Source organism: Enterobacter sp. HSTU-ASh6, assembly GCF_026319105.1.
Classification (GTDB): domain Bacteria; phylum Pseudomonadota; class Gammaproteobacteria; order Enterobacterales; family Enterobacteriaceae; genus Enterobacter; species Enterobacter sichuanensis.
The window spans coordinates 69,838-93,256 of record NZ_WSPD01000015.1; the positions used below are offsets into that span (position 1 = coordinate 69,838).

18 protein-coding genes, 1 tRNA gene and 1 other RNA gene are annotated in these 23,419 nt (G+C 53.3%); 13 read left to right on the forward strand and 7 right to left on the reverse strand.

The features are described from left to right. The first annotated feature begins 225 nt into the window (after positions 1–225). The 4 genes from GM298_RS17545 to narI are packed head-to-tail and all read left to right on the forward strand — an operon-like array spanning position 226 to position 6,885. Positions 226–3,969 (forward strand): nitrate reductase subunit alpha, encoded by a 3,744-nt coding sequence (locus tag GM298_RS17545; protein ID WP_095451162.1) that lies wholly within the window; start codon positions 226–228, stop codon positions 3,967–3,969. Beyond that, the gene (gene narH / locus GM298_RS17550; RefSeq protein WP_266154780.1) at positions 3,966–5,501 is read left to right on the forward strand and encodes a nitrate reductase subunit beta; all 1,536 of its coding nucleotides are present in this window, start codon (positions 3,966–3,968) and stop codon (positions 5,499–5,501) included. Before GM298_RS17545 ends, narH begins: the two co-directional genes overlap by 4 nt. Beyond that, positions 5,498–6,208, forward strand: coding sequence for a nitrate reductase molybdenum cofactor assembly chaperone (narJ, locus tag GM298_RS17555; protein ID WP_025756544.1), 711 nt, complete (start codon positions 5,498–5,500; stop codon positions 6,206–6,208). Before narH ends, narJ begins: the two co-directional genes overlap by 4 nt. Further along, on the forward strand, positions 6,208–6,885 hold the full coding sequence (gene narI, locus GM298_RS17560; RefSeq protein ID WP_266154782.1) for a respiratory nitrate reductase subunit gamma: 678 nt from the start codon (positions 6,208–6,210) through the stop codon (positions 6,883–6,885). The genes narJ and narI overlap by 1 nt, the downstream gene beginning before the upstream one ends. Here the strand turns inward: narI and GM298_RS17565 are convergent. Continuing rightward, positions 6,882–7,778 (reverse strand): DMT family transporter, encoded by an 897-nt coding sequence (locus GM298_RS17565; RefSeq protein WP_266154824.1) that lies wholly within the window; start codon positions 7,776–7,778, stop codon positions 6,882–6,884. The two genes, narI and GM298_RS17565, sit on opposite strands and share 4 nt — an antisense overlap. Before the next feature lie 107 nt (positions 7,779–7,885). On the opposite strand from GM298_RS17565, the gene GM298_RS17570 reads away from it, so the two are divergent. Then, positions 7,886–8,329 carry an Lrp/AsnC family transcriptional regulator gene (locus GM298_RS17570; protein WP_025756547.1) on the forward strand — a complete coding sequence of 148 codons (444 nt, stop codon included), beginning with the start codon at positions 7,886–7,888 and terminating at the stop codon, positions 8,327–8,329. A 107-nt stretch (positions 8,330–8,436) separates the two neighbouring features. Here GM298_RS17570 and GM298_RS17575 read toward each other — a convergent pair. The 4 genes from GM298_RS17575 to GM298_RS17590 form a co-directional block, all read right to left on the reverse strand. Next, a non-coding RNA gene (locus tag GM298_RS17575) (RtT sRNA) lies at positions 8,437–8,567 on the reverse strand. Positions 8,568–8,613: 46 nt separating this feature from the next. Then, positions 8,614–8,698: transfer RNA gene (locus tag GM298_RS17580), tRNA-Tyr, on the reverse strand. A 156-nt stretch (positions 8,699–8,854) separates the two neighbouring features. Then, positions 8,855–9,697, reverse strand: a complete 843-nt coding sequence (gene purU / locus GM298_RS17585) for a formyltetrahydrofolate deformylase (RefSeq protein ID WP_014832256.1) — start codon at positions 9,695–9,697, stop codon at positions 8,855–8,857. Positions 9,698–9,743: 46 nt separating this feature from the next. Further along, the gene (locus tag GM298_RS17590) at positions 9,744–10,202 is read right to left on the reverse strand and encodes a YchJ family protein (protein WP_047958841.1); all 459 of its coding nucleotides are present in this window, start codon (positions 10,200–10,202) and stop codon (positions 9,744–9,746) included. 114 nt (positions 10,203–10,316) lie between these two features. On the opposite strand from GM298_RS17590, the gene rssA reads away from it, so the two are divergent. The 3 genes from rssA (at position 10,317) to galU (ending at position 13,433) form a co-directional block, all read left to right on the forward strand. Next, positions 10,317–11,219, forward strand: a complete 903-nt coding sequence (gene rssA / locus GM298_RS17595) for a patatin-like phospholipase RssA (protein WP_045286277.1) — start codon at positions 10,317–10,319, stop codon at positions 11,217–11,219. Between the two features lie 91 nt (positions 11,220–11,310). Beyond that, complete coding sequence (rssB, locus tag GM298_RS17600; protein WP_045286278.1) at positions 11,311–12,324, forward strand: two-component system response regulator RssB; 1,014 nt, start codon at positions 11,311–11,313, stop codon at positions 12,322–12,324. Positions 12,325–12,524: 200 nt separating this feature from the next. Then, on the forward strand, positions 12,525–13,433 hold the full coding sequence (gene galU, locus GM298_RS17605; protein ID WP_008502780.1) for a UTP--glucose-1-phosphate uridylyltransferase GalU: 909 nt from the start codon (positions 12,525–12,527) through the stop codon (positions 13,431–13,433). Between the two features lie 199 nt (positions 13,434–13,632). On the opposite strand, the gene hns is transcribed toward galU, so the two are convergent. Beyond that, positions 13,633–14,046 carry a histone-like nucleoid-structuring protein H-NS gene (gene hns, locus GM298_RS17610; RefSeq protein WP_008502781.1) on the reverse strand — a complete coding sequence of 138 codons (414 nt, stop codon included), beginning with the start codon at positions 14,044–14,046 and terminating at the stop codon, positions 13,633–13,635. A 548-nt stretch (positions 14,047–14,594) separates the two neighbouring features. Here hns and tdk point away from each other — a divergent pair. Further along, positions 14,595–15,209 carry a thymidine kinase gene (gene tdk, locus GM298_RS17615; RefSeq protein WP_025756552.1) on the forward strand — a complete coding sequence of 205 codons (615 nt, stop codon included), beginning with the start codon at positions 14,595–14,597 and terminating at the stop codon, positions 15,207–15,209. 65 nt (positions 15,210–15,274) lie between these two features. Here the strand turns inward: tdk and adhE are convergent, their stop codons facing one another. Then, a complete protein-coding gene (gene adhE / locus GM298_RS17620) occupies positions 15,275–17,953 on the reverse strand; it encodes a bifunctional acetaldehyde-CoA/alcohol dehydrogenase (protein ID WP_266154792.1) in 2,679 nt (892 codons plus the stop codon). A 478-nt stretch (positions 17,954–18,431) separates the two neighbouring features. Here adhE and GM298_RS17625 point away from each other — a divergent pair, with 478 nt between their 5' ends. The 4 genes from GM298_RS17625 to oppC all read left to right on the forward strand — a co-directional run bounded on the left by GM298_RS17625 (position 18,432) and on the right by oppC (position 23,410). Next, the gene (locus tag GM298_RS17625; RefSeq protein WP_025756554.1) at positions 18,432–19,079 is read left to right on the forward strand and encodes a YchE family NAAT transporter; all 648 of its coding nucleotides are present in this window, start codon (positions 18,432–18,434) and stop codon (positions 19,077–19,079) included. Between the two features lie 771 nt (positions 19,080–19,850). Next, the gene (gene oppA, locus GM298_RS17630; RefSeq protein ID WP_025756555.1) at positions 19,851–21,482 is read left to right on the forward strand and encodes an oligopeptide ABC transporter substrate-binding protein OppA; all 1,632 of its coding nucleotides are present in this window, start codon (positions 19,851–19,853) and stop codon (positions 21,480–21,482) included. Positions 21,483–21,566: 84 nt separating this feature from the next. Further along, entirely contained in the window at positions 21,567–22,487 is a 921-nt protein-coding gene (gene oppB, locus GM298_RS17635; RefSeq protein ID WP_008502786.1) for an oligopeptide ABC transporter permease OppB, read from the forward strand. A gap of 14 nt (positions 22,488–22,501) precedes the next feature. Beyond that, positions 22,502–23,410: an oligopeptide ABC transporter permease OppC gene (gene oppC, locus GM298_RS17640; RefSeq protein ID WP_025756556.1), complete on the forward strand. Its 909-nt coding sequence runs from the start codon at positions 22,502–22,504 to the stop codon at positions 23,408–23,410. The last annotated feature ends 9 nt before the right edge of the window (positions 23,411–23,419 follow it).

The window sequence follows — 23,419 nt, forward strand, 5'->3', positions numbered from 1 at the left end:
CGAGCGCCCTGTTTTGTGTACGGTAGAAAACAAATAATCTTATATATCAATAGGATGATAGATTTCAAAAAATACCGCTTTGGTGGTATTCAGCGTAACCCCACCCCGGAAAGTCCCGCGTCGTCTTGATCGTTATCAATTCTCCCCCTCTTTCAGGGCGTTACCTTCGCTGCAAATCAGCAATGTCGATTTAGAGAGCCACAGGCTCCACACAGGAGATACCCGATGAGCAAATTTTTGGACCGGTTTCGCTACTTCAAACAGAAGGGCGAAACTTTTGCCGATGGGCACGGCCAGGTTCTGGATACCAACCGGGACTGGGAAGACGGTTACCGCCAGCGCTGGCAGCATGACAAAGTCGTCCGTTCAACCCACGGCGTGAACTGTACTGGCTCATGTAGCTGGAAGATTTTCGTTAAAAACGGTCTGGTGACCTGGGAAATGCAGCAGACCGACTATCCGCGTACCCGTCCGGATATGCCAAACCACGAACCGCGCGGCTGCCCGCGTGGCGCCAGCTACTCCTGGTATCTCTACAGCGCGAACCGCCTCAAATACCCGCTGATGCGCAAGCGCCTGATGAAAATGTGGCGCGAAGCGAAGGTACAGCACAGCGATCCGGTTGATGCCTGGGCCTCCATTATTGAAGATGCGGACAAAGCGAAAAGCTTTAAGCAGGCCCGCGGCCGCGGTGGCTTTGTGCGTTCTTCCTGGAAAGAGGTCAACGAGCTGATTGCCGCTTCCAACGTCTACACCGTTAAAACCTACGGTCCTGACCGCGTGGCGGGCTTCTCGCCGATCCCGGCGATGTCGATGGTCTCTTATGCCTCCGGCGCGCGCTATCTCTCCTTAATCGGCGGCACCTGCCTGAGCTTCTACGACTGGTACTGCGACCTGCCGCCAGCCTCTCCGCAGACCTGGGGCGAGCAGACCGACGTGCCGGAATCCGCGGACTGGTACAACTCCAGCTACATCATCGCCTGGGGCTCTAACGTGCCGCAGACCCGTACGCCGGATGCGCACTTCTTTACCGAAGTGCGTTACAAAGGCACCAAAACCGTGGCGGTAACCCCGGACTACGCCGAAATCGCCAAGCTGTGCGACCTGTGGCTGGCACCGAAGCAGGGTACCGATGCCGCGATGGCGATGGCGATGGGCCACGTCATGCTGCGCGAGTTCCACCTGGATAAGCCTAGCCAGTACTTCACCGACTACGTCCGCCGCTACACCGACATGCCGATGCTGGTGATGCTGGAAGAACGTGACGGGTACTACGCCGCGGGCCGCACCCTGCGCGCCGCCGATCTGGTGGATGCGCTGGGTCAGGAAAATAACCCTGAGTGGAAAACCGTCGCGTACAACAGCAACGGCGAGCTGGTGGCGCCAAACGGCTCTATCGGCTTCCGCTGGGGCGAGAAGGGCAAGTGGAACCTTGAGCAGCGTAACGGCACGACGGGCGAAGAGACGGAACTGCGTCTGAGCATGCTGGGTAGCCAGGACGAGATCGCCGAGGTCGGCTTCCCGTACTTCGGCGGCGAAGGTTCCGAACATTTCAACAAGGTTGAGCTGCAGAACGTCCTGATGCATAAGCTGCCGGTGAAACGCCTGCAGCTGGCCGACGGCTCTACCGCGCTGGTCACTACCGTTTATGACCTGACCATGGCGAACTACGGCCTGGAGCGTGGTCTGAACGATGAAAACTGTGCGACCAGCTATGACGACGTGAAAGCCTACACCCCGGCATGGGCGGAACAGATCACCGGCGTACCTCGCGCGCAGATCGTGCGTATCGCCCGTGAGTTCGCTGAAAACGCCGACAAGACCCATGGCCGTTCGATGATCATCGTCGGTGCGGGTCTGAACCACTGGTATCACCTGGATATGAACTACCGTGGTCTGATCAACATGCTGATTTTCTGCGGCTGTGTCGGTCAGAGCGGCGGCGGCTGGGCGCATTACGTAGGCCAGGAAAAACTGCGTCCGCAGACTGGCTGGCAGCCGCTGGCGTTTGCCCTCGACTGGCAGCGCCCGGCACGCCATATGAACAGCACCTCTTACTTCTATAACCACTCCAGCCAGTGGCGCTACGAAACGGTCACCGCCCAGGAGCTGCTGTCGCCGATGGCGGATAAATCCCGCTACAGCGGCCACCTGATTGACTTCAACGTGCGTGCTGAGCGCATGGGCTGGCTGCCGTCTGCACCTCAGCTGGGCACCAACCCGCTGCGCATCGCGGAAGAGGCGAAGAAGGCGGGGATGTCGCCGGTGGATTACACCGTGAAATCACTGAAGGATGGCTCAATCCGTTTCGCGGCAGAACAGCCGGAAAACGGGAAAAACCATCCGCGTAACCTGTTTATCTGGCGCTCCAACCTGCTGGGCTCGTCCGGTAAAGGTCACGAGTACATGCTGAAATACCTGCTGGGTACTGAAAACGGCATTCAGGGGAAAGATCTCGGCAAGCAGGGCGGCGTGAAGCCGGAAGAGGTGGAGTGGAAAGACAATGGTCTCGACGGCAAGCTGGATCTGGTGGTGACCCTCGACTTCCGTCTCTCCAGTACCTGCCTGTACTCCGACATCGTGCTGCCAACCGCGACCTGGTACGAAAAAGACGACATGAATACCTCGGATATGCATCCGTTTATTCATCCGCTGTCTGCGGCCGTTGACCCGGCGTGGGAATCGAAAAGCGACTGGGATATCTACAAGGACATCGCGAAGAAATTCTCTGAGGTCTGCGTAGGGCACCTCGGCAAAGAGACCGACGTGGTGACGCTGCCAATCCAGCACGACTCCGCTGCCGAACTGGCTCAACCGCTGGACGTGAAGGACTGGAAAAAAGGCGAGTGCGATCTGATCCCGGGCGTGACTGCGCCGCACATTATTCCGGTTGAACGTGATTACCCGGCAACGTACGAACGCTTTACCTCTATCGGCCCGCTGATGGAGAAAATCGGTAACGGCGGGAAAGGGATTGCCTGGAACACCCAGAGCGAAATGGATCTGCTGCGCAAGCTTAACTACACCAAAGCGGACGGCCCGGCGAAAGGTCAGCCCTGCCTTAACACGGCGATTGATGCCGCAGAGATGATCCTGACCCTGGCACCGGAAACCAACGGCCACGTCGCGGTGAAAGCCTGGGCCGCGCTGAGTGAGTTTACCGGTCGCGACCATACGCACCTGGCGAAGAATAAAGAGGAAGAGAAAATCCGCTTCCGCGATATTCAGGCGCAGCCGCGCAAGATTATCTCCAGCCCGACCTGGTCTGGCCTCGAAGATGAGCATGTCTCTTACAACGCTGGCTACACCAACGTTCACGAGCTGATCCCATGGCGCACCCTCTCCGGTCGTCAGTCGCTGTATCAGGATCACCAGTGGATGCGCGACTTCGGTGAAAGCCTGCTGGTTTACCGTCCGCCAATCGACACCCGCTCCGTGAAAACCGTAATGGGTGCGAAATCGAACGGTAACCCGGAGAAGGCGCTGAACTTCCTGACGCCGCACCAGAAGTGGGGGATCCACTCCACCTACAGCGACAACCTGCTGATGCTGACCCTGTCGCGCGGTGGTCCGATTGTCTGGATGAGCGAAACGGACGCCAAAGATCTGGGTATCGAAGATAACGACTGGATCGAAGTGTTCAACAGTAACGGTGCCCTGACGGCGCGGGCGGTGGTGAGCCAGCGCGTACCGGCCGGGATGACCATGATGTACCACGCGCAGGAGCGTATCGTGAACCTGCCGGGGTCAGAGATCACCGAGCAGCGCGGCGGGATCCACAACTCCGTGACCCGTATTACGCCGAAACCGACCCATATGATCGGTGGCTATGCCCAGCTGGCCTACGGCTTTAACTACTACGGTACCGTAGGTTCGAACCGCGATGAGTTCGTGGTGGTACGTAAGATGAAGAATATTAACTGGTTAGACGGCGAAGGTAATGACCAGGTACAGGAGAGCGTAAAATGAAAATTCGTTCACAAGTCGGCATGGTGCTGAATCTGGATAAATGCATCGGCTGTCATACCTGCTCGGTCACCTGTAAAAACGTCTGGACCAGCCGTGAAGGTATGGAGTATGCCTGGTTCAACAACGTGGAAAGTAAGCCGGGCACCGGCTTCCCGACCGACTGGGAAAACCAGGAGAAGTGGAAGGGCGGCTGGATCCGCAAAATCAACGGTAAGCTGCAGCCGCGCATGGGTAACCGCGCTTTGCTTCTGGGAAAAATCTTCGCTAACCCGCATCTGCCGGGCATTGAGGATTATTACGAGCCGTTTGACTACGACTATCAGAACCTGCATAACGCGCCGGAAAGCAAACACCAGCCGATCGCCCGTCCTCGCTCGCTGATCACCGGCCAGCGCATGGACAAAATTACCAGCGGTCCAAACTGGGAAGAGATCCTGGGCGGCGAGTTCGAAAAACGCGCCAAAGACCAGAATTTCGAGAACATGCAGAAGGCGATGTACGGCCAGTTCGAAAACACCTTCATGATGTATCTGCCGCGCCTGTGCGAGCACTGCCTCAACCCGGCGTGCGTGGCGACCTGCCCGAGCGGTGCCATCTACAAGCGTGAAGAAGACGGCATTGTCCTTATCGACCAGGACAAGTGCCGCGGCTGGCGGATGTGCATCACCGGCTGCCCGTACAAAAAAATCTACTTCAACTGGAAGAGCGGCAAGTCTGAGAAGTGCATCTTCTGCTACCCGCGTATTGAAGCCGGTATGCCGACCGTTTGCTCCGAGAGCTGCGTAGGCCGTATCCGCTACCTCGGCGTGCTGCTGTACGACGCGGACGCAATTGAAAACGCTGCCAGCACCGAGCACGAGAAAGATCTCTATCAGCGTCAGCTGGACGTGTTCCTCGACCCGAACGATCCGAAGGTGATTGAGCAGGCGCTGAAGGACGGCATTCCGCAGAGCGTGATTGACGCCGCGCAGCAGTCTCCGGTGTACAAAATGGCGATGGACTGGAAACTGGCCCTGCCGCTGCACCCGGAATACCGCACGCTGCCGATGGTCTGGTACGTGCCGCCTCTGTCGCCGATTCAGTCAGCCGCGGATGCGGGTGAGCTGGGCAGTAACGGCATTCTGCCGGACGTGGAAAGCCTGCGTATCCCGGTTCAGTATCTGGCAAACCTGCTGACCGCAGGCGATACCCAGCCGGTACTGCTGGCGCTGAAACGTATGCTGGCGATGCGCCACTTCAAACGTGCCGAAACCGTGGACGGCGTGACCGATACCCGCGCGCTGGAAGAGGTCGGTCTGACCGAAGCGCAGGCGCAGGAGATGTACCGCTACCTGGCGATTGCCAACTACGAAGATCGTTTCGTGGTGCCGAGCAGCCACCGTGAACTGGCCCGCGAAGCCTTCCCGGAGAAAAATGGCTGTGGCTTTACCTTTGGCGACGGCTGCTACGGGTCAGACAGCAAATTCAATCTGTTCAACAGCCGCCGCATCGACGCCATGGATGTGACCAGTAAAACGGAGCCGCACTCATGATTGAACTCGTCATTGTTTCGCGACTGCTGGAGTACCCGGATGCTGCACTGGTGCAGCATCAGCAGGAGCTGTTTGATGCACTCGCGTCTTCCGAAAACCTGGATAAAGAGGATGCCCAGCGGCTTGGGGTTTTCCTCCGCGACCTGTTAGCGCGCGATCTTCTCGATGCGCAGGCGGACTACAGCCAGCTGTTTGACCGCGGGCGGGCAACCTCGCTGCTGCTGTTTGAACATGTTCACGGTGAGTCCCGCGACCGCGGTCAGGCGATGGTTGACCTGATGGCGCAGTACGAGCAGCACGGCCTGCAGCTCGACAGCCGCGAGCTGCCGGACCATCTGCCGCTCTATCTGGAGTATCTGGCGCAGCTGCCGAAAGAGGAGGCGCTGGGGGGGCTGCAGGACATCGCGCCGATCCTGGCGCTGCTCGGCGCGCGGCTTCAGCAGCGCGAGAGCCGCTACGCGGTGCTGTTCGACCTGCTGGTGAAGCTGGCCAACGCGTCGGTCGACAGTGAAAAAGTGGCGGAGAAAATCGCCGATGAAGCCCGGGACGATACCCCGCAGGCGCTGGATGCCGTCTGGGAGGAAGAACAAGTGAAATTCTTTGCTGACCAGAGCTGTGGCGAGTCTGAAATCTCTGCTCACCAGCGTCGTTTTGCCGGTGCCGTTGCCCCGCAATATTTGAATATCTCTAACGGAGGACAGCAATAATGCACTTCCTGAATATGTTCTTCTTTGATATCTACCCGTATATCGCGGGCACCGTGTTCCTGGTGGGAAGTTGGCTGCGTTATGACTACGGCCAGTATACCTGGCGCGCTGGCTCCAGCCAGATGCTGGATCGTAAAGGGATGCATGTGGCCTCTAACCTGTTCCACATCGGTATTCTGGGCATTTTTGCCGGCCACTTCCTCGGCATGCTGACGCCGCACTGGATGTACGAAGCGTGGCTGCCCATTGAGGTGAAGCAGAAGATGGCGATGATCGCCGGTGGGGCCTGCGGGGTGATGACCCTGGTGGGGGGCCTGCTGTTGTTGAAACGTCGTCTGTTCAGCCCCCCCGTGCGGGCAACCACCACCGGGGCGGACATCCTGATCCTTTCCCTTTTGATGGTACAGTGCGCGCTGGGTCTGCTGACCATTCCGTTCTCGGCGCAGCATATGGACGGCAGTGAAATGATGAAGCTGGTGGGCTGGGCGCAGTCTGTGGTGACTTTCCACGGTGGTGCATCTGAACATCTGGACGGCGTGGCGTTTATCTTCCGCGTTCACCTGGTGCTGGGGATGACGCTGTTTGTGTTATTCCCGTTCTCTCGCCTGGTGCACATCTGGAGCGCGCCGGTGGAATACCTGACGCGCAAATACCAGATTGTACGCGCCCGTCGCTAATTTGCCGTTTTGATACCAACCCCGCACTCGCGGGGTTTTTTTTCGCCCCAGCCCAGGTTGTTGCCCGCTGCAGCAAACAGGATCAGCGCGCCGCCCGCCAGTTGCGTCAGGTTGAGCGAGTGTCCGAATACCAGATTATCAACAACGATCGCCACTACCGGATAGATAAACGACAGCGAGCCGGTAATGGGCGTCGGCAGCTTCTGAATCGCACTGTAGAGCAGTTGATACATAATGCCGGTATGGACAATGCCCAGCGTCAGCAAGATCGGCCAGGGGAAATCGGCGGAAAATGACGGCATGCGGGCAAACGGCAGAAGCATGACGACGCCCGTCAGCACCTGGATGAAGGCAATGTGCTGCGGCGCAACCGATCGCAGCTTGCGGGCAATGATGGCTGTTACCGCATAGAAGAAGGCTGCGGCCATTGCCAGCCCGATCCCGGCGAGCCAGTCGGCGCCCTGTGCGCTGGTCAACTCACTGGAGAGCAAAATGACCACGCCGCCAAAGGCGAGCACCAGCCAGCCCCATTTCACCATGCTGACACGCTCGCCGAAAAGCATCCCCATCAGTACCAGCATAAACGGCTGGGTGTTATACACCACGGTCGAAAGACCAATCGAGATCCGTTCATAGGCGGCGAAGAGCAGCAGCCAGTTCACCACTAATGCCGCTCCGCCGAGGATCGCCAGCAGCAGCGTCGTGCGGGTGAGGGGGCTAAACGGCTTTCGACTCATGCGAATAAAAATGAACAGTGCCAGTGCCCCTATCAGGCAGCGCCAGAACACCACTTCCGTTACCGGCAGACCGGATAGTAAAACAAACGCGCCAATTGAGCCGGAAATTAACATCGCCAGGCTCATTTGCCAGACGCCTTTATGGAAATCACGCATCATCCACCTCCTGATTGATGACGTTATTGTCGAAAATGGCTGTCGTGTTTTACAGGGGTGATATAAGGTTGAAGAGCTGAATGACTTTTTAAAATTAGGTGAAAACGATGGAATGCCTTCTTGATGATATCGACCGACAAATCTTAGCCTGTCTGGTTGAGGATGCGCGTATGTCCCTGAAGGTGCTCAGCGGGCGTATCGGGCTGACGTCACCCAGCACGGCAGAGCGCCTGAAAAGGCTGGAAGAGCGCGGTGTGATTCAGGGGTATGGCGCGCGGGTGAACCTGGCGGCGTTGGGGTATACGCTGCAGGCGCTGGTGCGCGTACGGCCACTGCCGGGGCTGTTGCATAAAGTGGATAAGTACATCCAGGCAATGCCGGAGTGTATTGAGAGCGACAAAGTGACCGGGGAGGACTGCTTTGTTATCCGGCTGGTGGTGCGGTCAATCGAACAGCTTGATGCGCTGCTGGACGGGCTGGCGGAGCATGCCCAGTGCAATACGTCGATTGTGAAAAGCACGCCGGTGACGCGACGTTTGCCACCGATGTAGCCATCTGTCGCCGGGTGGCGGCTGCGCCTTACCCGGCCTACAACGGATTCATATCGAAAAATTATGGAGCGTTGAGGTAAGAAAGATTTTACAGCGCATGGAATTGATGGTGGTGGGGGAAGGATGACTCGGCGCGTTGCGCCTCGCCCTTCGGGTCGTTGCCTGCGGCAACGCTTTCTCGCTACGCTCGAATCGAACCTTAGTCGAAGCTTCTCATCCTTCCCCGTTACGGAAATTCATGATGCCCGGTGCGAACAGAGAGTTTAGAGTCGTATGGGAATTGATGGTGGTGGGGGAAGGATTCGAACCTTCGAAGTCGATGACGGCAGATTTACAGTCTGCTCCCTTTGGCCGCTCGGGAACCCCACCACGGGGTAATGCTATTAACTGGCCTGCTTCCTGCTGGAAGCGGGGCGCATCATATCAAATGAGGCGCCCCTGTAAAGCATTCCTTTAGTGAAATGACGTCGTTTGCCTGCTTTTTATCCGTAAAGGTGCAAAGCTAATCAATTCATTTCCCTGGGATTAAAGAATAATGGTTCTGTTACCGTAAACGAAGACCCGCTGCGCCAGCACCTGATACAGCGCACGGCTGAGCACATTCTTCTCAACGTCGCGCCCGGCGCGCATCATGTCCTCAGCCGTGTAGGTGTGATCCACATGAATCACGTCCTGCATGATGATAGGACCTTCATCCAGGTTGTCATTCACGTAGTGCGCCGTGGCTCCGATGATCTTCACGCCACGCTCATAGGCCTGATGGTAAGGACGCGCACCGATAAAGGCCGGCAGGAACGAGTGGTGAATGTTGATAATCTTATTCGGGAAGCGCGCCACGAAGGATGGCGTCAGCACGCGCATATATTTCGCCAGCACCACGTAGTCCGGGTTGTGCGCTTCAATGGCCTGCGCCATCAGGTTGTCATGTTCTTCACGGGTGTGGCCTTCATGGCTGACCAGCTCGAACGGAATATCAAAACGCTCTACCAGCGTGCGCAGCGTCTCGTGGTTGCCGATAACGGCGGCAATTTCGACGTCCAGACCGCCGTAGTTGGCTTTCATCAGCAGATCGCCCAGGCAATGTGCCTCTTTGGTCACCAGAATCACGATGCGGCGTCGGCCTGCGGGGGTCAGTTCACGCACGGAGCCTTCCGGCAGCGCGCTGTCCAGATCGGCAAGCAGGGTGGTGTCGTTGAAAATACCTTCCAGTTCGGTACGCATGAAGAAACGTCCGGTACGGTGGTCAACGAACTCGTTGTTCTGCACGATATTCAGTTCATGCTTGTAACAAATGTTGGTAATTCGTGCGATCAGTCCTTTTTGATCGGGACAGATGGTGCGCAGAACTTTACGTTGTAGTGATTGCATCGCCGGGAAATCCTGTTTGTATTTGCGAAGTCTGGGTTGTCAGGCGTTACTGCCCGCAACACTTTTTAAATTTTTTACCTGAACCACACGGGCAGGGATCGTTACGACCAAACTGTGGGCGCGTTCCGTCAATATAATACCATTGCCCGCTTTCCTTTAAGAACCGGGAACGTTCGATAATGGCGCCAGGCTTATTATTCTCGGTAAAGCGGGCCACAAAGCTGACATAACCCTCATCAGCATGACTCCCGGTTGAGGATTCATAGACGGTAAGGCCAAGCCATTGCGTACTGGCGAACCCGGCTTCGATCTCCTGTCTGAATTCCGCCGCGTGGCAGGACGGGTGCCAGGTTTTAATCAGGTAGTCTGCGTCTTTGATCACAAAAGCAGTGTACCGTGAACGCATGAGGTGTGACGGGTCTGGTGCAACCTGATCGCCAGAAAGATATCGCTGGCAACATAGGCTATACTCCAGAGCGCTACCACAAGGGCAGAGTTGAGACACGATTCTCTTCCTGGAACAATAAATAAAGGCGTTAAACGCTTCGGGTAGCACTATGTTAACTGAGCTGTTGCGTTGATGCTATGTCAGGAATCCAGGGGACGTAAAACAGGGCTAATGAGAAAGGTTAAAATAGGACTGGCGCTGGGCTCAGGTGCAGCCCGCGGATGGTCACACATCGGCGTGATTAACGCGTTAAAACAGATGGGTGTTGACGTCGATATTGTTGCAGGGTGTTCAATCGGCTCGCTTGTCGGCTCCGCTTACGCGTGCGGGAAGCTGCCGGAGCTCGAGACCTGGGTGCGTTCCTTCAGTTACTGGGACGTGCTTCGTCTGATGGATCTCTCATGGCAGCGTGGCGGACTCTTACGCGGCGAACGCGTCTTTAACCAGTTCCGCCAGGTTATGCCTCTCGAAGACTTCACGGATTGCCAGATGCCGTTCGGCGCCGTCGCGACGAACCTTAGCACCGGTCGCGAGCTTTGGCTGACTGAAGGGGATATCCATCTTGCCGTTCGCGCCTCCTGCAGTATACCGGGCTTAATGGCGCCCGTGCCGCATAACGGCTACTGGCTTGTCGACGGTGGCGTCGTTAATCCGGTCCCCATCTCTCTGACGCGTGCCATGGGGGCAGACATCGTGATTGCCGTGGACCTGCAGCATGATGCCCACCTGATGCAACAGGATCTTATGCCGGTCAATCTGCAGAGCGACGAACCTGAGGGCGAAAAACTGGCCTGGCATGAGCGTCTGCGTGGTCGAATCGGGCGTATGACTGCACGACGCGCAGTGGCGGCCCCGACAGCCATCGAAATCATGACTACCTCAATCCAGGTACTTGAGAACCGCCTCAAGCGAAATCGTATGGCCGGCGACCCGCCAGACATTCTTATTCAACCGTACTGTCCACAAATCTCTACCCTCGATTTCCATCGGGCTGAGGCCGCCATCGCAGCGGGCTCGTTAGCCGTCGAAAAGAAAATGAACGAACTGTTGCCTTTTGTGCGAACAGCACGTTAAGCACCTTTTTTTGACTACTTCAGCAAAATCTGACAGGCGATAGTGCCGATCGCATGCCACTATTTAGTTACTGTCAGCCAGGGGAGGAACCATGACGCAGCCATTGGCCGGAAAACATATTTTGATTGTAGAAGACGAGCCCGTTTTCCGATCGCTACTGGATTCGTGGTTATCCTCACTGGGCGCAAACACGTCACTGGCTGAAGATGGCATCGACGCCCTGGAGAAAATGAACAGCATCACGCCCGATTTGATGATTTGCGACATTGCGATGCCGCGGATGAATGGGCTGAAGCTGGTTGAACATCTGCGTAACGAAGGCAACCAGACGCCGATTCTGGTGATATCCGCCACTGAGAATATGGCGGATATCGCGAAAGCGTTGCGTCTTGGGGTGCAGGATATTCTGCTTAAGCCGGTCAAGGATCTGAACCGGTTACGGGAAACGGTATTAGCCTGTCTTTATCCGAATATGTTTAATTCCCGGGTAGAAGAAGAGGAGCGCCTTTTCCAGGACTGGGATGCCCTGGTCAGCGATCCGCCCGCTGCGGCGAAGCTTTTACAAGAACTCCAGCCGCCCGTTCAGCAAACCATTTCGCATTGCCGTATCAATTATCGTCAGCTGGTGGCGGCAGACCAGCCTGGGCTGGTGCTGGATATTGCGCCATTGTCGGATGTCGATCTTGCGTTTTATTCCCTGGATGTCACCCGGGCGGGGGATAACGGCGTATTAGCGGCGTTACTCCTTCGTGCGTTATTTAACGGTTTGCTGCAGGAACAGTTATCGCATCAGGGGCAACGGTTGCCGGAGTTAGGCAGTTTACTCAAACAAGTCAACCAGCTTTTTCGTCAGGCGAATTTACCCGGACAGTTTCCGCTGCTGGTCGGTTATTACCACAGCGGTTTAAAAAATCTTATCCTCGTTTCAGCCGGCCTCAACGCTTCACTGAATACCGGTGAGCACCATATTCAGGTGAGTAACGGTGTGCCGCTTGGGACATTGGGAACGGCGTATCTTAATCAAATAAGCCACCGCTGTTCCTCCTGGCAGTGCCAAATTTGGGGCGCCGGGGGACGGCTACGCTTAATGTTGTCCACGGAATAAGCAATTGGATCTTAATTTTAAGATTGCTTTACCTGTGTTTTACGGGGAGTGCTACTATCGCTGCCCAGATTCATGCGTATTTATCCTAATTGATCGGCAACGCGTTCTTTTCAGACCCGAACTGCGGGGCGAGACTGATATACTCAACGCGTTATTTATTGCATAAAAGTTCAAAACTTGAACAGCTCAGGAGAATTTGAATGGCTGCCCTAAATTCGAAAGTCAGAAAGGCCGTCATCCCGGTAGCGGGATTGGGGACCAGGATGTTACCAGCAACTAAGGCGATTCCTAAAGAGATGCTGCCTCTGGTTGATAAGCCATTAATCCAGTATGTCGTCAACGAATGTATCGCAGCCGGCATTACGGAAATTGTGCTGGTTACACATTCATCAAAAAACTCTATCGAAAACCATTTCGATACAAGCTTTGAACTTGAAGCCATGCTGGAAAAACGTGTTAAGCGTCAGCTGTTAGAGGAAGTTCAGTCTATTTGTCCTCCGCATGTTACTATTATGCAGGTTCGTCAGGGGCTGGCGAAAGGTCTGGGCCACGCCGTCATGTGTGCACACCCTGTTGTGGGTGACGAGCCTGTGGCGGTGATTCTGCCAGACGTAATTCTGGATGAATACGAATCCGATCTCTCTCAGGATAACCTTGCTGAGATGATCAAACGTTTCGACGAAACAGGCAGCAGCCAGATCATGGTTGAGCCGGTGGAAGACGTGACGGCTTACGGTGTGGTTGACTGCAAAGGCGTTAACCTTGAGCCGGGTGAAAGTGTGCCAATGGTTGGCGTCGTAGAGAAGCCTAAAGCCGACGTAGCGCCTTCAAACCTGGCTGTAGTGGGTCGCTATGTCCTGAGCGCCGAAATCTGGCCTCTGCTGGCAAAAACGCCTCCAGGCGCGGGTGATGAGATCCAGCTGACCGATGCCATTGATATGCTGATCGAGAAAGAGACCGTTGAGGCTTACCATATGAAAGGTAAGAGCCATGACTGCGGTAATAAGCTCGGTTATATGCAGGCATTCGTAGAATATGGCATTCGCCACAATACCCTGGGTGAAGAATTTAAAACCTGGCTCAAAGAGAGCGTAGGTATTAAGAAATAAGCCATAGTGGTAAATGTTCAAAACCGGTGAGGCCTGGCCCACCGGTTTTTTTATGCCCATAACATCCAGAGACCAGCCGGGAGTAACTGCGGCGAAACAGGTGAATAACGCTTTATGACAGAGTGTAAGGGGATGTTTGCGACAAATTTTGGTTAAAAAAAATCCCGCATTATGCGGGATTTTTCTGAATGCGGCTTGATTAATCCTTGATCAGGAAGTCATCCAGCTGTTTACCTTGCTCATCCATGGCTTTCTTGATAACAGCAGGAGTACGACCCTGGCCAGTCCAGGTTTTAGTTTCGCCGTTCTCGTCAACATAGCTATATTTAGCAGGACGAGCAGCACGCTTAGCTTTAGTACCGGTTTTAGCTGCAGCCATGCTGTTCAGCAATTCATTTGGATCGATACCATCAGCAATCAGCATTTCACGATATTGCTGCAGTTTACGAGTACGTTCTTCGATTTCAGCAGCAGCAGCGCTTTCTTCTTCACGACGTTCATTAACTACAACTTCTAATTTTTCCAGCATTTCTTCAAGCGTTTCGAGGGTGCATTCTCTTGCCTGCGCACGAAGAGTACGGATGTTGTTCAGAATTTTAAGTGCTTCGCTCATTGTAGTAATCTCAAACTTATAATGGGGGGTGGTTTGTTGACCTAATAATAGAGCCATAAATTCAGATGTGCAATAGCTAGGAATGTAAGGAATTCAAAAAATACTAAATAATGCCGCTATTATTAATTACGCTAACTTAAATTTCATCGCCCGACAGTCTCGCTTGTTATCACGCAAACCAGCTTTACCCGGCCGCTCGCCTGTTTTTTTGTGACATTTACCGCAGGAATTATAGTTGCGGCGGAGAAATATCAGCCTTTCGTATTAGTTCCCGTCAGGGATGCTAAGACTGGAATAGTTAATAAATAGTGAATTTTAATGAACGATGATTCCACTATAAAAAGAAGTGTTATGTTTGGTTGAACTTATAACATATCAGCCGTGCTGAATGGGTTTACCTCCTGTTTTAACGCACTATTTTCGTCAACCGTCGATCCTGAAAACCGCCCTCGACCGCAGGGGCTGTGCGCCGCATCGCGGATGACCAGACAAAATATGGTACAATCAATCATTGGGAATATTACACATTGATTAGGGTTTTACGGCCAATGGCACAACTTTATTTCTACTATTCGGCAATGAATGCCGGGAAATCCACCGCATTGCTGCAATCCTCATACAATTACCAGGAACGAGGAATGCGTACCGTTGTTTATACGGCAGAAATTGACGACCGCTTTGGAGCAGGGAAGGTAAGCTCCAGAATAGGACTCTCGTCGCCTGCGAGACTGTTTAATCCCAAGACGGACCTGTATGAGGACATTCGCACAGCCCATGCCGCGCAGCCCATTCACTGCGTTCTGGTGGATGAGAGCCAGTTTCTGACGCGTGAACAGGTTCATGCGCTTTCAGAGGTGGTGGATGAACTCGATATTCCCGTGCTTTGTTACGGGCTGCGTACGGATTTCCGCGGTGAACTCTTTGCCGGGAGCCAGTATTTGCTCGCCTGGTCGGATAAACTCGTTGAACTGAAGACTATCTGTTTTTGCGGTCGTAAAGCCAGCATGGTGCTTCGTCTCGACCAGGCCGGGAAACCTTATGCAGATGGTGAGCAGGTGGTGATAGGCGGGAATGAACGTTATGTATCGGTCTGCCGTAAGCACTATAAGGAAGCGCTGGCCGTAGGCTCGCTGACGGCGATTCAGCACGACAACAGAAAGTAACGTCGGCCTTATCATTCAGACATAAAAAAACCCGCCATAAAGGCGGGTTTTTCATCAGCAGTCAATTAAGCGCTTTTCTTCGCTTTCTTGTCAGCTTTAATGACAGGCGCTTCTGTTTTCACAGTGGCAACGTCACCTTCTTTGAACTCACGACCGTAGTAGGTATCCAGCAGGATCTGTTTCAGCTCGGAGATCAGTGGGTAGCGTGGGTTAGCACCGGTACACTGGTCATCGAATGCATCTTCAGACAGCTTATCTACGTGAGCGAGGAAGTCAGCTTCCTGCACGCCCGCTTCACGGATTGATTTAGGAATACCCAGTTCAGCTTTCAGGCTTTCCAGCCATGCCAGCAGTTTCTCGATCTTAGCAGCAGTACGGTCGCCCGGTGCGCTCAGACCCAGGTGGTCAGCGATTTCAGCATAACGACGACGAGCTTGCGGACGGTCGTACTGGCTGAAAGCAGTCTGCTTGGTTGGGTTGTCGTTCGCGTTATAACGAATAACGTTGCTGATCAACAGGGCGTTCGCCAGACCGTGAGGAATATGGAACTGTGAGCCCAATTTGTGCGCCATTGAGTGACAAACACCCAGGAAGGCGTTAGCAAACGCGATACCGGCGATGGTTGCGGCACTGTGGACACGTTCACGAGCAACCGGGTTTTTAGAGCCTTCGTTGTAAGACGCTGGCAGGTTTTCTTTCAGCAGTTTAAGTGCCTGCAGAGCCTGACCGTCAGAGAACTCAGATGCCAGCACTGAAACATAAGCTTCCAGGGCGTGAGTCACGGCATCCAGACCACCGAACGCACACAGTGACTTCGGCATATCCATGACCAGGTTCGCATCGACGATAGCCATATCTGGCGTCAGCGCGTAGTCAGCCAGTGGGTATTTCTGGCCTGTTGCATCGTCGGTTACAACCGCAAATGGAGTGACTTCTGAACCGGTACCGGAAGTGGTCGTTACCGCGATCATCTTGGCTTTCACGCCCATTTTCGGGAATTTGTAGATACGTTTACGGATGTCCATAAAGCGCAGCGCCAGTTCTTCGAAGTGGGTTTCTGGATGCTCGTACATCACCCACATGATTTTCGCGGCGTCCATTGGGGAACCACCACCCAGTGCGATAATCACATCAGGCTTGAAGGAGTTAGCCAGTTCAGCACCTTTACGTACTACGCTCAGGGTTGGGTCAGCTTCAACTTCAAAGAACACTTCAGTTTCAACGCCAGCTGCTTTCAGCACAGAGGTGATCTGGTCAGCATAGCCGTTGTTGAACAGGAAACGGTCAGTCACGATGAGCGCACGTTTGTGGCCATCAGTAATCACTTCATCCAGCGCGATTGGCAGAGAGCCACGGCGGAAGTAGATAGATTTCGGAAGTTTGTGCCACAACATGTTTTCAGCTCGCTTAGCAACGGTTTTCTTGTTGATCAGGTGTTTTGGACCAACGTTTTCAGAGATGGAGTTACCACCCCAGGAACCACAACCCAGAGTCAGGGAAGGTGCGAGTTTGAAGTTGTAAAGGTCACCGATACCACCCTGAGAAGCAGGGGTGTTGATCAGGATACGCGCCGTTTTCATCATCTGGCCGAAGTGAGCCACACGTTCTGGCTGGTTATCCTGGTCGGTGTACAGGCAAGAGGTATGACCGATACCGCCCATAGCAACCAGTTTCTCGGCTTTCTCTACCGCGTCTTCGAAATCTTTTGCACGGTACATGGCAAGCGTAGGAGACAGTTTTTCGTGTGCAAACGGCTCGCTTTCGTCGACAACTTTCACTTCACCGATCAGGATTTTGGTGGTTGCCGGCACAGTAAAGCCTGCCAGTTCAGCGATTTTATACGCTGGCTGACCGACGATAGCGGCGTTCAGCGCGCCATTTTTCAGGATGATGTCCTGAACCGCTTTCAGCTCTTTACCCTGCAGCAGGTAGCCGCCGTGGCTGGCGAAACGTTCGCGAACGGCATCGTACACGGAGTCTACAACGACCACAGACTGTTCAGATGCGCAGATCACGCCGTTATCGAAGGTTTTAGACATCAGTACAGACGCAACAGCACGTTTGATATCAGCAGTTTCGTCGATGACTACAGGCGTGTTACCCGCACCCACACCGATAGCCGGTTTACCGGAGCTGTATGCTGCTTTAACCATGCCTGGACCACCGGTCGCGAGGATCAGGTTAATGTCAGGGTGATGCATCAGCGCGTTGGACAGCTCAACAGAAGGTTGGTCGATCCAGCCAATCAGATCTTTTGGTGCGCCCGCAGCGATAGCAGCCTGCAGAACGATATCCGCAGCTTTGTTGGTCGCGTCTTTCGCACGTGGGTGTGGAGAGAAGATGATTGCGTTACGGGTCTTCAGGCTGATCAGCGATTTGAAGATGGCAGTAGAGGTTGGGTTGGTTGTCGGAACAATACCGCAAATGATGCCGATAGGTTCGGCGATAGTGATAGTACCGAAGGTGTCGTCTTCGGACAGCACGCCACAGGTTTTCTCATCTTTATAGGCGTTGTAGATATACTCAGAAGCGAAGTGGTTTTTAATCACTTTATCTTCAACGATACCCATGCCGGATTCGGCAACGGCCATTTTAGCGAGAGGGATTCGAGCATCTGCAGCAGCCAGTGCGGCCGCGCGGAAGATTTTATCAACCTGTTCTTGGGTGAAATTGGCATATTCACGCTGGGCTTTTTTAACGCGCTCGACGAGGGCGTTCAGTTCAGCGATATTAGTAACAGCCATAATGCTCTCCTGATAATGTTTAAACTCTTTTAGTAAACCAGCGCTCGATACGTCACACAGTATAGACAGAGCCGAAACCACTTGCGTAACTTAAAATAAAACAAAGAGTTACTTTCTGCACCAGCACACTAATTTACTAAAAGAGCCTTACCTTAGCATCATCCTTTTTTGGCAGGTGACCTCCCTGGGGGCGTAACCAAGATTACTCACTTCTGAGTACGGAAATCATGATCTGCGTCAATTTTCCCCCAAGCTGATACCTTTCAGCAGGGTTATTTTGTTGAGATTTTTCCAGTGTTAAATAATTACGTAAGTATTGGAAGCAGCGCTATCATTGATTATACAAATGTTTAACATCCTGAAATGATAACGTTTTGGTACAGATTTCAAGTGAAGTATGCTGATAAAAAAGGTATCTTCAGCGCGATTTCTCATGACAACCTGTCAGTCCCGGGCATCTGTATAAGCGGAGCAAAACGTGATCCAAACGCTCTTTGATTTTCCAACGTATTTTAAATTTTTTATTGGTTTGTTTGCCCTGGTCAACCCGGTGGGGATCATTCCTGTCTTCATTAGTATGACGAGTTACCAGACGGCGGCGGCCAGGAATAAAACCAACCTGACCGCTAACCTGTCAGTGGCGATCATATTGCTGACCTCCCTTTTTCTCGGGGACGCGATTCTTCAGTTGTTCGGGATTTCGATTGATTCTTTCCGCATTGCGGGTGGGATCCTGGTGGTGACCATCGCCATGTCTATGATCAGCGGAAAACTGGGTGAGGATAAACAGAACAAACAGGAGAAGTCGGAAACCGCCATCAGAGAAAGCATTGGCGTGGTACCGCTGGCATTACCGCTGATGGCCGGGCCTGGTGCCATCAGTTCAACCATTGTCTGGGGCACGCGTTACCATAGCCTGATGCACCTGATTGGCTTTTCTGTCGCCATTGCCATTTTCGCGCTCTGCTGCTGGGGAGTATTCCGCATGGCCCCCTGGCTGGTGCGCCTGCTGGGGCAGACGGGCATCAACGTCATTACCCGTATCATGGGCCTGTTGTTGATGGCGTTAGGCATTGAATTCATCGTTACGGGGATTAAAAGCATTTTCCCCGGCCTGTTAAACTAATATTTCGGATGAAAGAACGGGGCGACGGCTCCGTTTTTTTACGTGATTATCAGCAAATCATATAACTAAAGTTGAAATGCTCACATGTCATAATAAATTCTACTAATAATGTTCACTTCTTGTATTTCAATAAGTTATTAAACCCGCCTGACTTCCTCTGTGCAGAAAACCTGCGATCGCTCTGTTATTTTACTCACATGATACTCTGGGGCTTGCTGAGAGATAACCGAAATGATATTAGTAATTTCAACATTCCCTTAGAGGAATGTGCTAAATAATAACCAGTTGTTAAATTTTTGTACAAAACCACTCGTTGAGAGCGCAACGACGCGCTCGCAGAGAAAATTTTCTCTATCACATTGAATATCTGATGTTTTTAAGGGTATTCAATGTCTGGCAGGGCTGCCCACAAAGATACGGTGTTCACCGTAAAAGAGAATTGCTTAACAAATTTGCAAAATGTATTGGCGCGCGTTTACACCATTTGATACTTTCCGGCCTAATATTTTGCAGCATAAAACAACCAGATGAGAATTATTTTCATATTGTTCTCTTCTCAGATATCCAGCACGGGTCTCAAACAGGGGAGGCCTGTGAAGAATCGACGCAAGACGGCCATACGAGCGGTCAGTAATAAAAAAAGTCGGTGATAGCAAGCAGTAAAAGAAGAACCTGACAGCAGCAAAAAAAACTCCTGCGCTGTACAGGCCCCAACAGGGGATTACACAGCTGGCGAAGGCCAGTAATTATAATGAGTGGAGTACCAACACAATGTCCATCATCACAAAAAAAAATCTGGTAGCGGCGGGGATTTTAACTGCGCTAATCGCGGGCAACGCTGCAATGGCTGCGGACGTTCCTGCAGGTGTTCAACTGGCTGAGAAGCAGACGCTGGTGCGTAACAACGGTGCGGAAGTTCAGTCTCTTGACCCGCACAAAATTGAAGGTGTTCCTGAGTCTAACGTTAACCGCGATCTGTTCGAAGGTCTGCTGGTCACCGACGTAGACGGCCACCCGGCTCCGGGCGTGGCAGAAAAATGGGAAAACAAAGATTTCAAAGTCTGGACCTTCCATCTGCGTAAAGATGCGAAATGGTCTGACGGTACGCCGGTAACGGCGGAAGATTTCGTTTATAGCTGGCAGCGTCTGGCGAATCCAACGACCGCCTCTCCGTATGCGAGCTACCTGCAATATGGCCACATCGCCAATATTGATGACATCATCGCGGGCAAAAAACCGGTAACCGATCTGGGCGTAAAAGCGATTGATGCCAATACTTTTGAAGTGACGTTGAGCGAACCTGTTCCGTACTTCTATAAGCTGCTGGTTCACCCGTCCGTCTCCCCGGTACCAAAATCCGCTGTGGAAAAATTTGGTGAAAAATGGACCCAGCCTGCCAATATCGTGACCAACGGTGCGTATAAACTGAAAGACTGGGTGGTCAACGAACGTATGGTCCTGGAGCGTAACCCGCAGTACTGGGACAACGCCAAAACCGTGATTAACCAGGTCACCTACCTGCCAATCTCTTCTGAAGTGACTGACGTAAACCGCTACCGCAGCGGCGAAATCGACATGACCTATAACAACATGCCGATTGAACTGTTCCAGAAACTGAAAAAAGAGATCCCGAAAGAAGTTCACGTCGATCCCTACCTGTGCACCTATTACTATGAGATCAACAACCAGAAAGCACCGTTCACCGACGTACGTGTCCGTACTGCGCTGAAGCTGGCACTGGATCGCGACATCATCGTGAATAAAGTGAAAAACCAGGGCGATCTGCCAGCATACAGCTACACCCCGCCATACACCGATGGCGCAAAACTGACCGAGCCAGACTGGTTCAAACAGACGCAGGAACAGCGTAACGCGGAAGCGAAGAAACTGCTGGCCGAAGCAGGCTACACCGCGGACAAACCGCTGACCTTCAGCCTGCTGTACAACACCTCCGATCTGCACAAAAAACTGGCTATCGCTGTCGCCTCGATCTGGAAAAAGAATCTGGGCGCAAACGTGAAGCTGGAGAACCAGGAGTGGAAAACCTTCCTCGACAGCCGTCATCAGGGCACCTTTGATGTGGCGCGTGCAGGCTGGTGTGCGGACTATAACGAGCCGACCTCTTTCCTGAACACCATGCTGAGCGACAGCTCAAACAACACCGCGCACTATAAGAGCCCGGCGTTTGACAAGCTGATTGCCGACACGCTGAAAACCACTGACGAAGCACAACGTACTGAACTGTACTCTAAAGCTGAGCAGCAGCTGGATAAAGATTCCGCGATCGTTCCGGTTTACTACTACGTTAACGCCCGTCTGGTGAAACCGTGGGTAGGTGGCTACACCGGTAAAGACCCGATGGATAATATCTACGTTAAAAACTTGTATATTATCAAGCATTAATGGCAATGAGTGGGGCGAGCTTGCTCGCCCCACGGTGTCTAACCAACGTCACATTATATAGGCACACGCCAGAAGGTACGGGCAATGTTGAAATTTATCCTACGTCGCTGTCTTGAAGCGATTCCAACGTTATTTATTCTCATCACGATTTCCTTCTTCATGATGCGTCTTGCGCCGGGCAGTCCTTTTACCGGTGAACGTACGCTGCCGCCAGAAGTGATGGCGAATATCGAAGCGAAATACCACTTAAACGATCCTATCTCCACCCAGTACTTCAATTATCTGAAGCAGCTGGCTCACGGTGATTTTGGACCGTCATTTAAATATAAAGACTATTCCGTTAACGACCTGGTGGCGTCCAGCTTCCCGGTTTCAGCTAAGCTGGGTGCGGCCGCATTTATTCTGGCTATCGTTTTCGGGGTCACTGCCGGCGTTATCGCCGCGCTCAGACAAAATACCAAATGGGATTATGCCGTAATGGGGGTGGCAATGACCGGGGTAGTAATACCCAGCTTCGTTGTAGCGCCATTACTGGTGATGATATTTGCCATCACGCTGAAGTGGCTGCCGGGCGGCGGCTGGAACGGCGGGGCATTAAAGTTCATGATTTTGCCAATGGTGGCCTTATCTCTGGCGTATATCGCCAGCATCGCGCGTATCACCCGTGGTTCGATGATCGAAGTGCTGCACTCAAACTTCATTCGCACCGCGCGCGCTAAAGGGCTGCCGATGCGCCGGATTATTTTCCGCCACGCGCTTAAACCGGCGCTGTTGCCAGTGCTCTCCTACATGGGACCGGCTTTTGTCGGGATCATCACCGGTTCAATGGTTATCGAAACGATCTACGGTCTGCCGGGGATTGGCCAGCTGTTCGTTAACGGCGCGCTCAACCGCGACTACTCGCTGGTGCTGAGCCTGACTATTCTCGTCGGTGCGCTGACCATCCTCTTTAACGCTATCGTCGATGTGCTGTACGCCGTCATCGATCCGAAAATCCGTTACTAACACTGGAGCACGCCATGATGTTGAGTAAGAAAAACAGCGAGGCGCTGGAAAACTTCAGTGAAAAACTGGAAGTAGAAGGTCGTAGCCTCTGGCAGGATGCGCGCCGTCGTTTTATGCACAACCGTGCTGCGGTTGCCAGCTTGATTGTTCTGGTGATCATCGCCCTGTTTGTGACCCTGGCGCCGATGCTGTCGCAATTTACCTATTTCGACACCGACTGGGGAATGATGTCCAGCGCGCCGGATATGGAATCTGGCCACTATTTTGGCACGGACTCTTCCGGTCGTGACCTGCTGGTACGCGTCGCCATCGGTGGCCGTATCTCGCTGATGGTGGGTATCGCGGCGGCGCTGGTGGCGGTGATCGTGGGGACGCTCTACGGCTCACTTTCCGGCTACCTTGGCGGCAAAGTGGACTCAGTAATGATGCGTCTGCTGGAAATTCTGAACTCCTTCCCGTTTATGTTCTTCGTGATCCTGCTGGTGACCTTCTTCGGCCAGAATATCCTGTTGATCTTCGTGGCCATCGGGATGGTGTCATGGCTGGATATGGCGCGAATTGTTCGCGGCCAGACGCTGAGCCTTAAACGCAAAGAGTTTATCGAAGCCGCGCAGGTGGGTGGCGTATCGACCGGAAATATCGTGGTTCGCCATATCGTTCCTAACGTGCTGGGTGTGGTGGTGGTCTATGCCTCACTGCTGGTGCCAAGCATGATCCTGTTTGAATCCTTCCTGAGCTTCCTCGGTCTGGGTACGCAAGAGCCGCTGAGCAGCTGGGGTGCGCTGCTGAGTGACGGGGCAAACTCAATGGAAGTTTCACCGTGGCTGCTGTTGTATCCGGCTGGCTTCCTGGTCGTTACCCTGTTTTGTTTTAACTTTATCGGCGATGGCCTGCGTGATGCCCTCGACCCGAAAGACCGTTAAGGAGCGCCG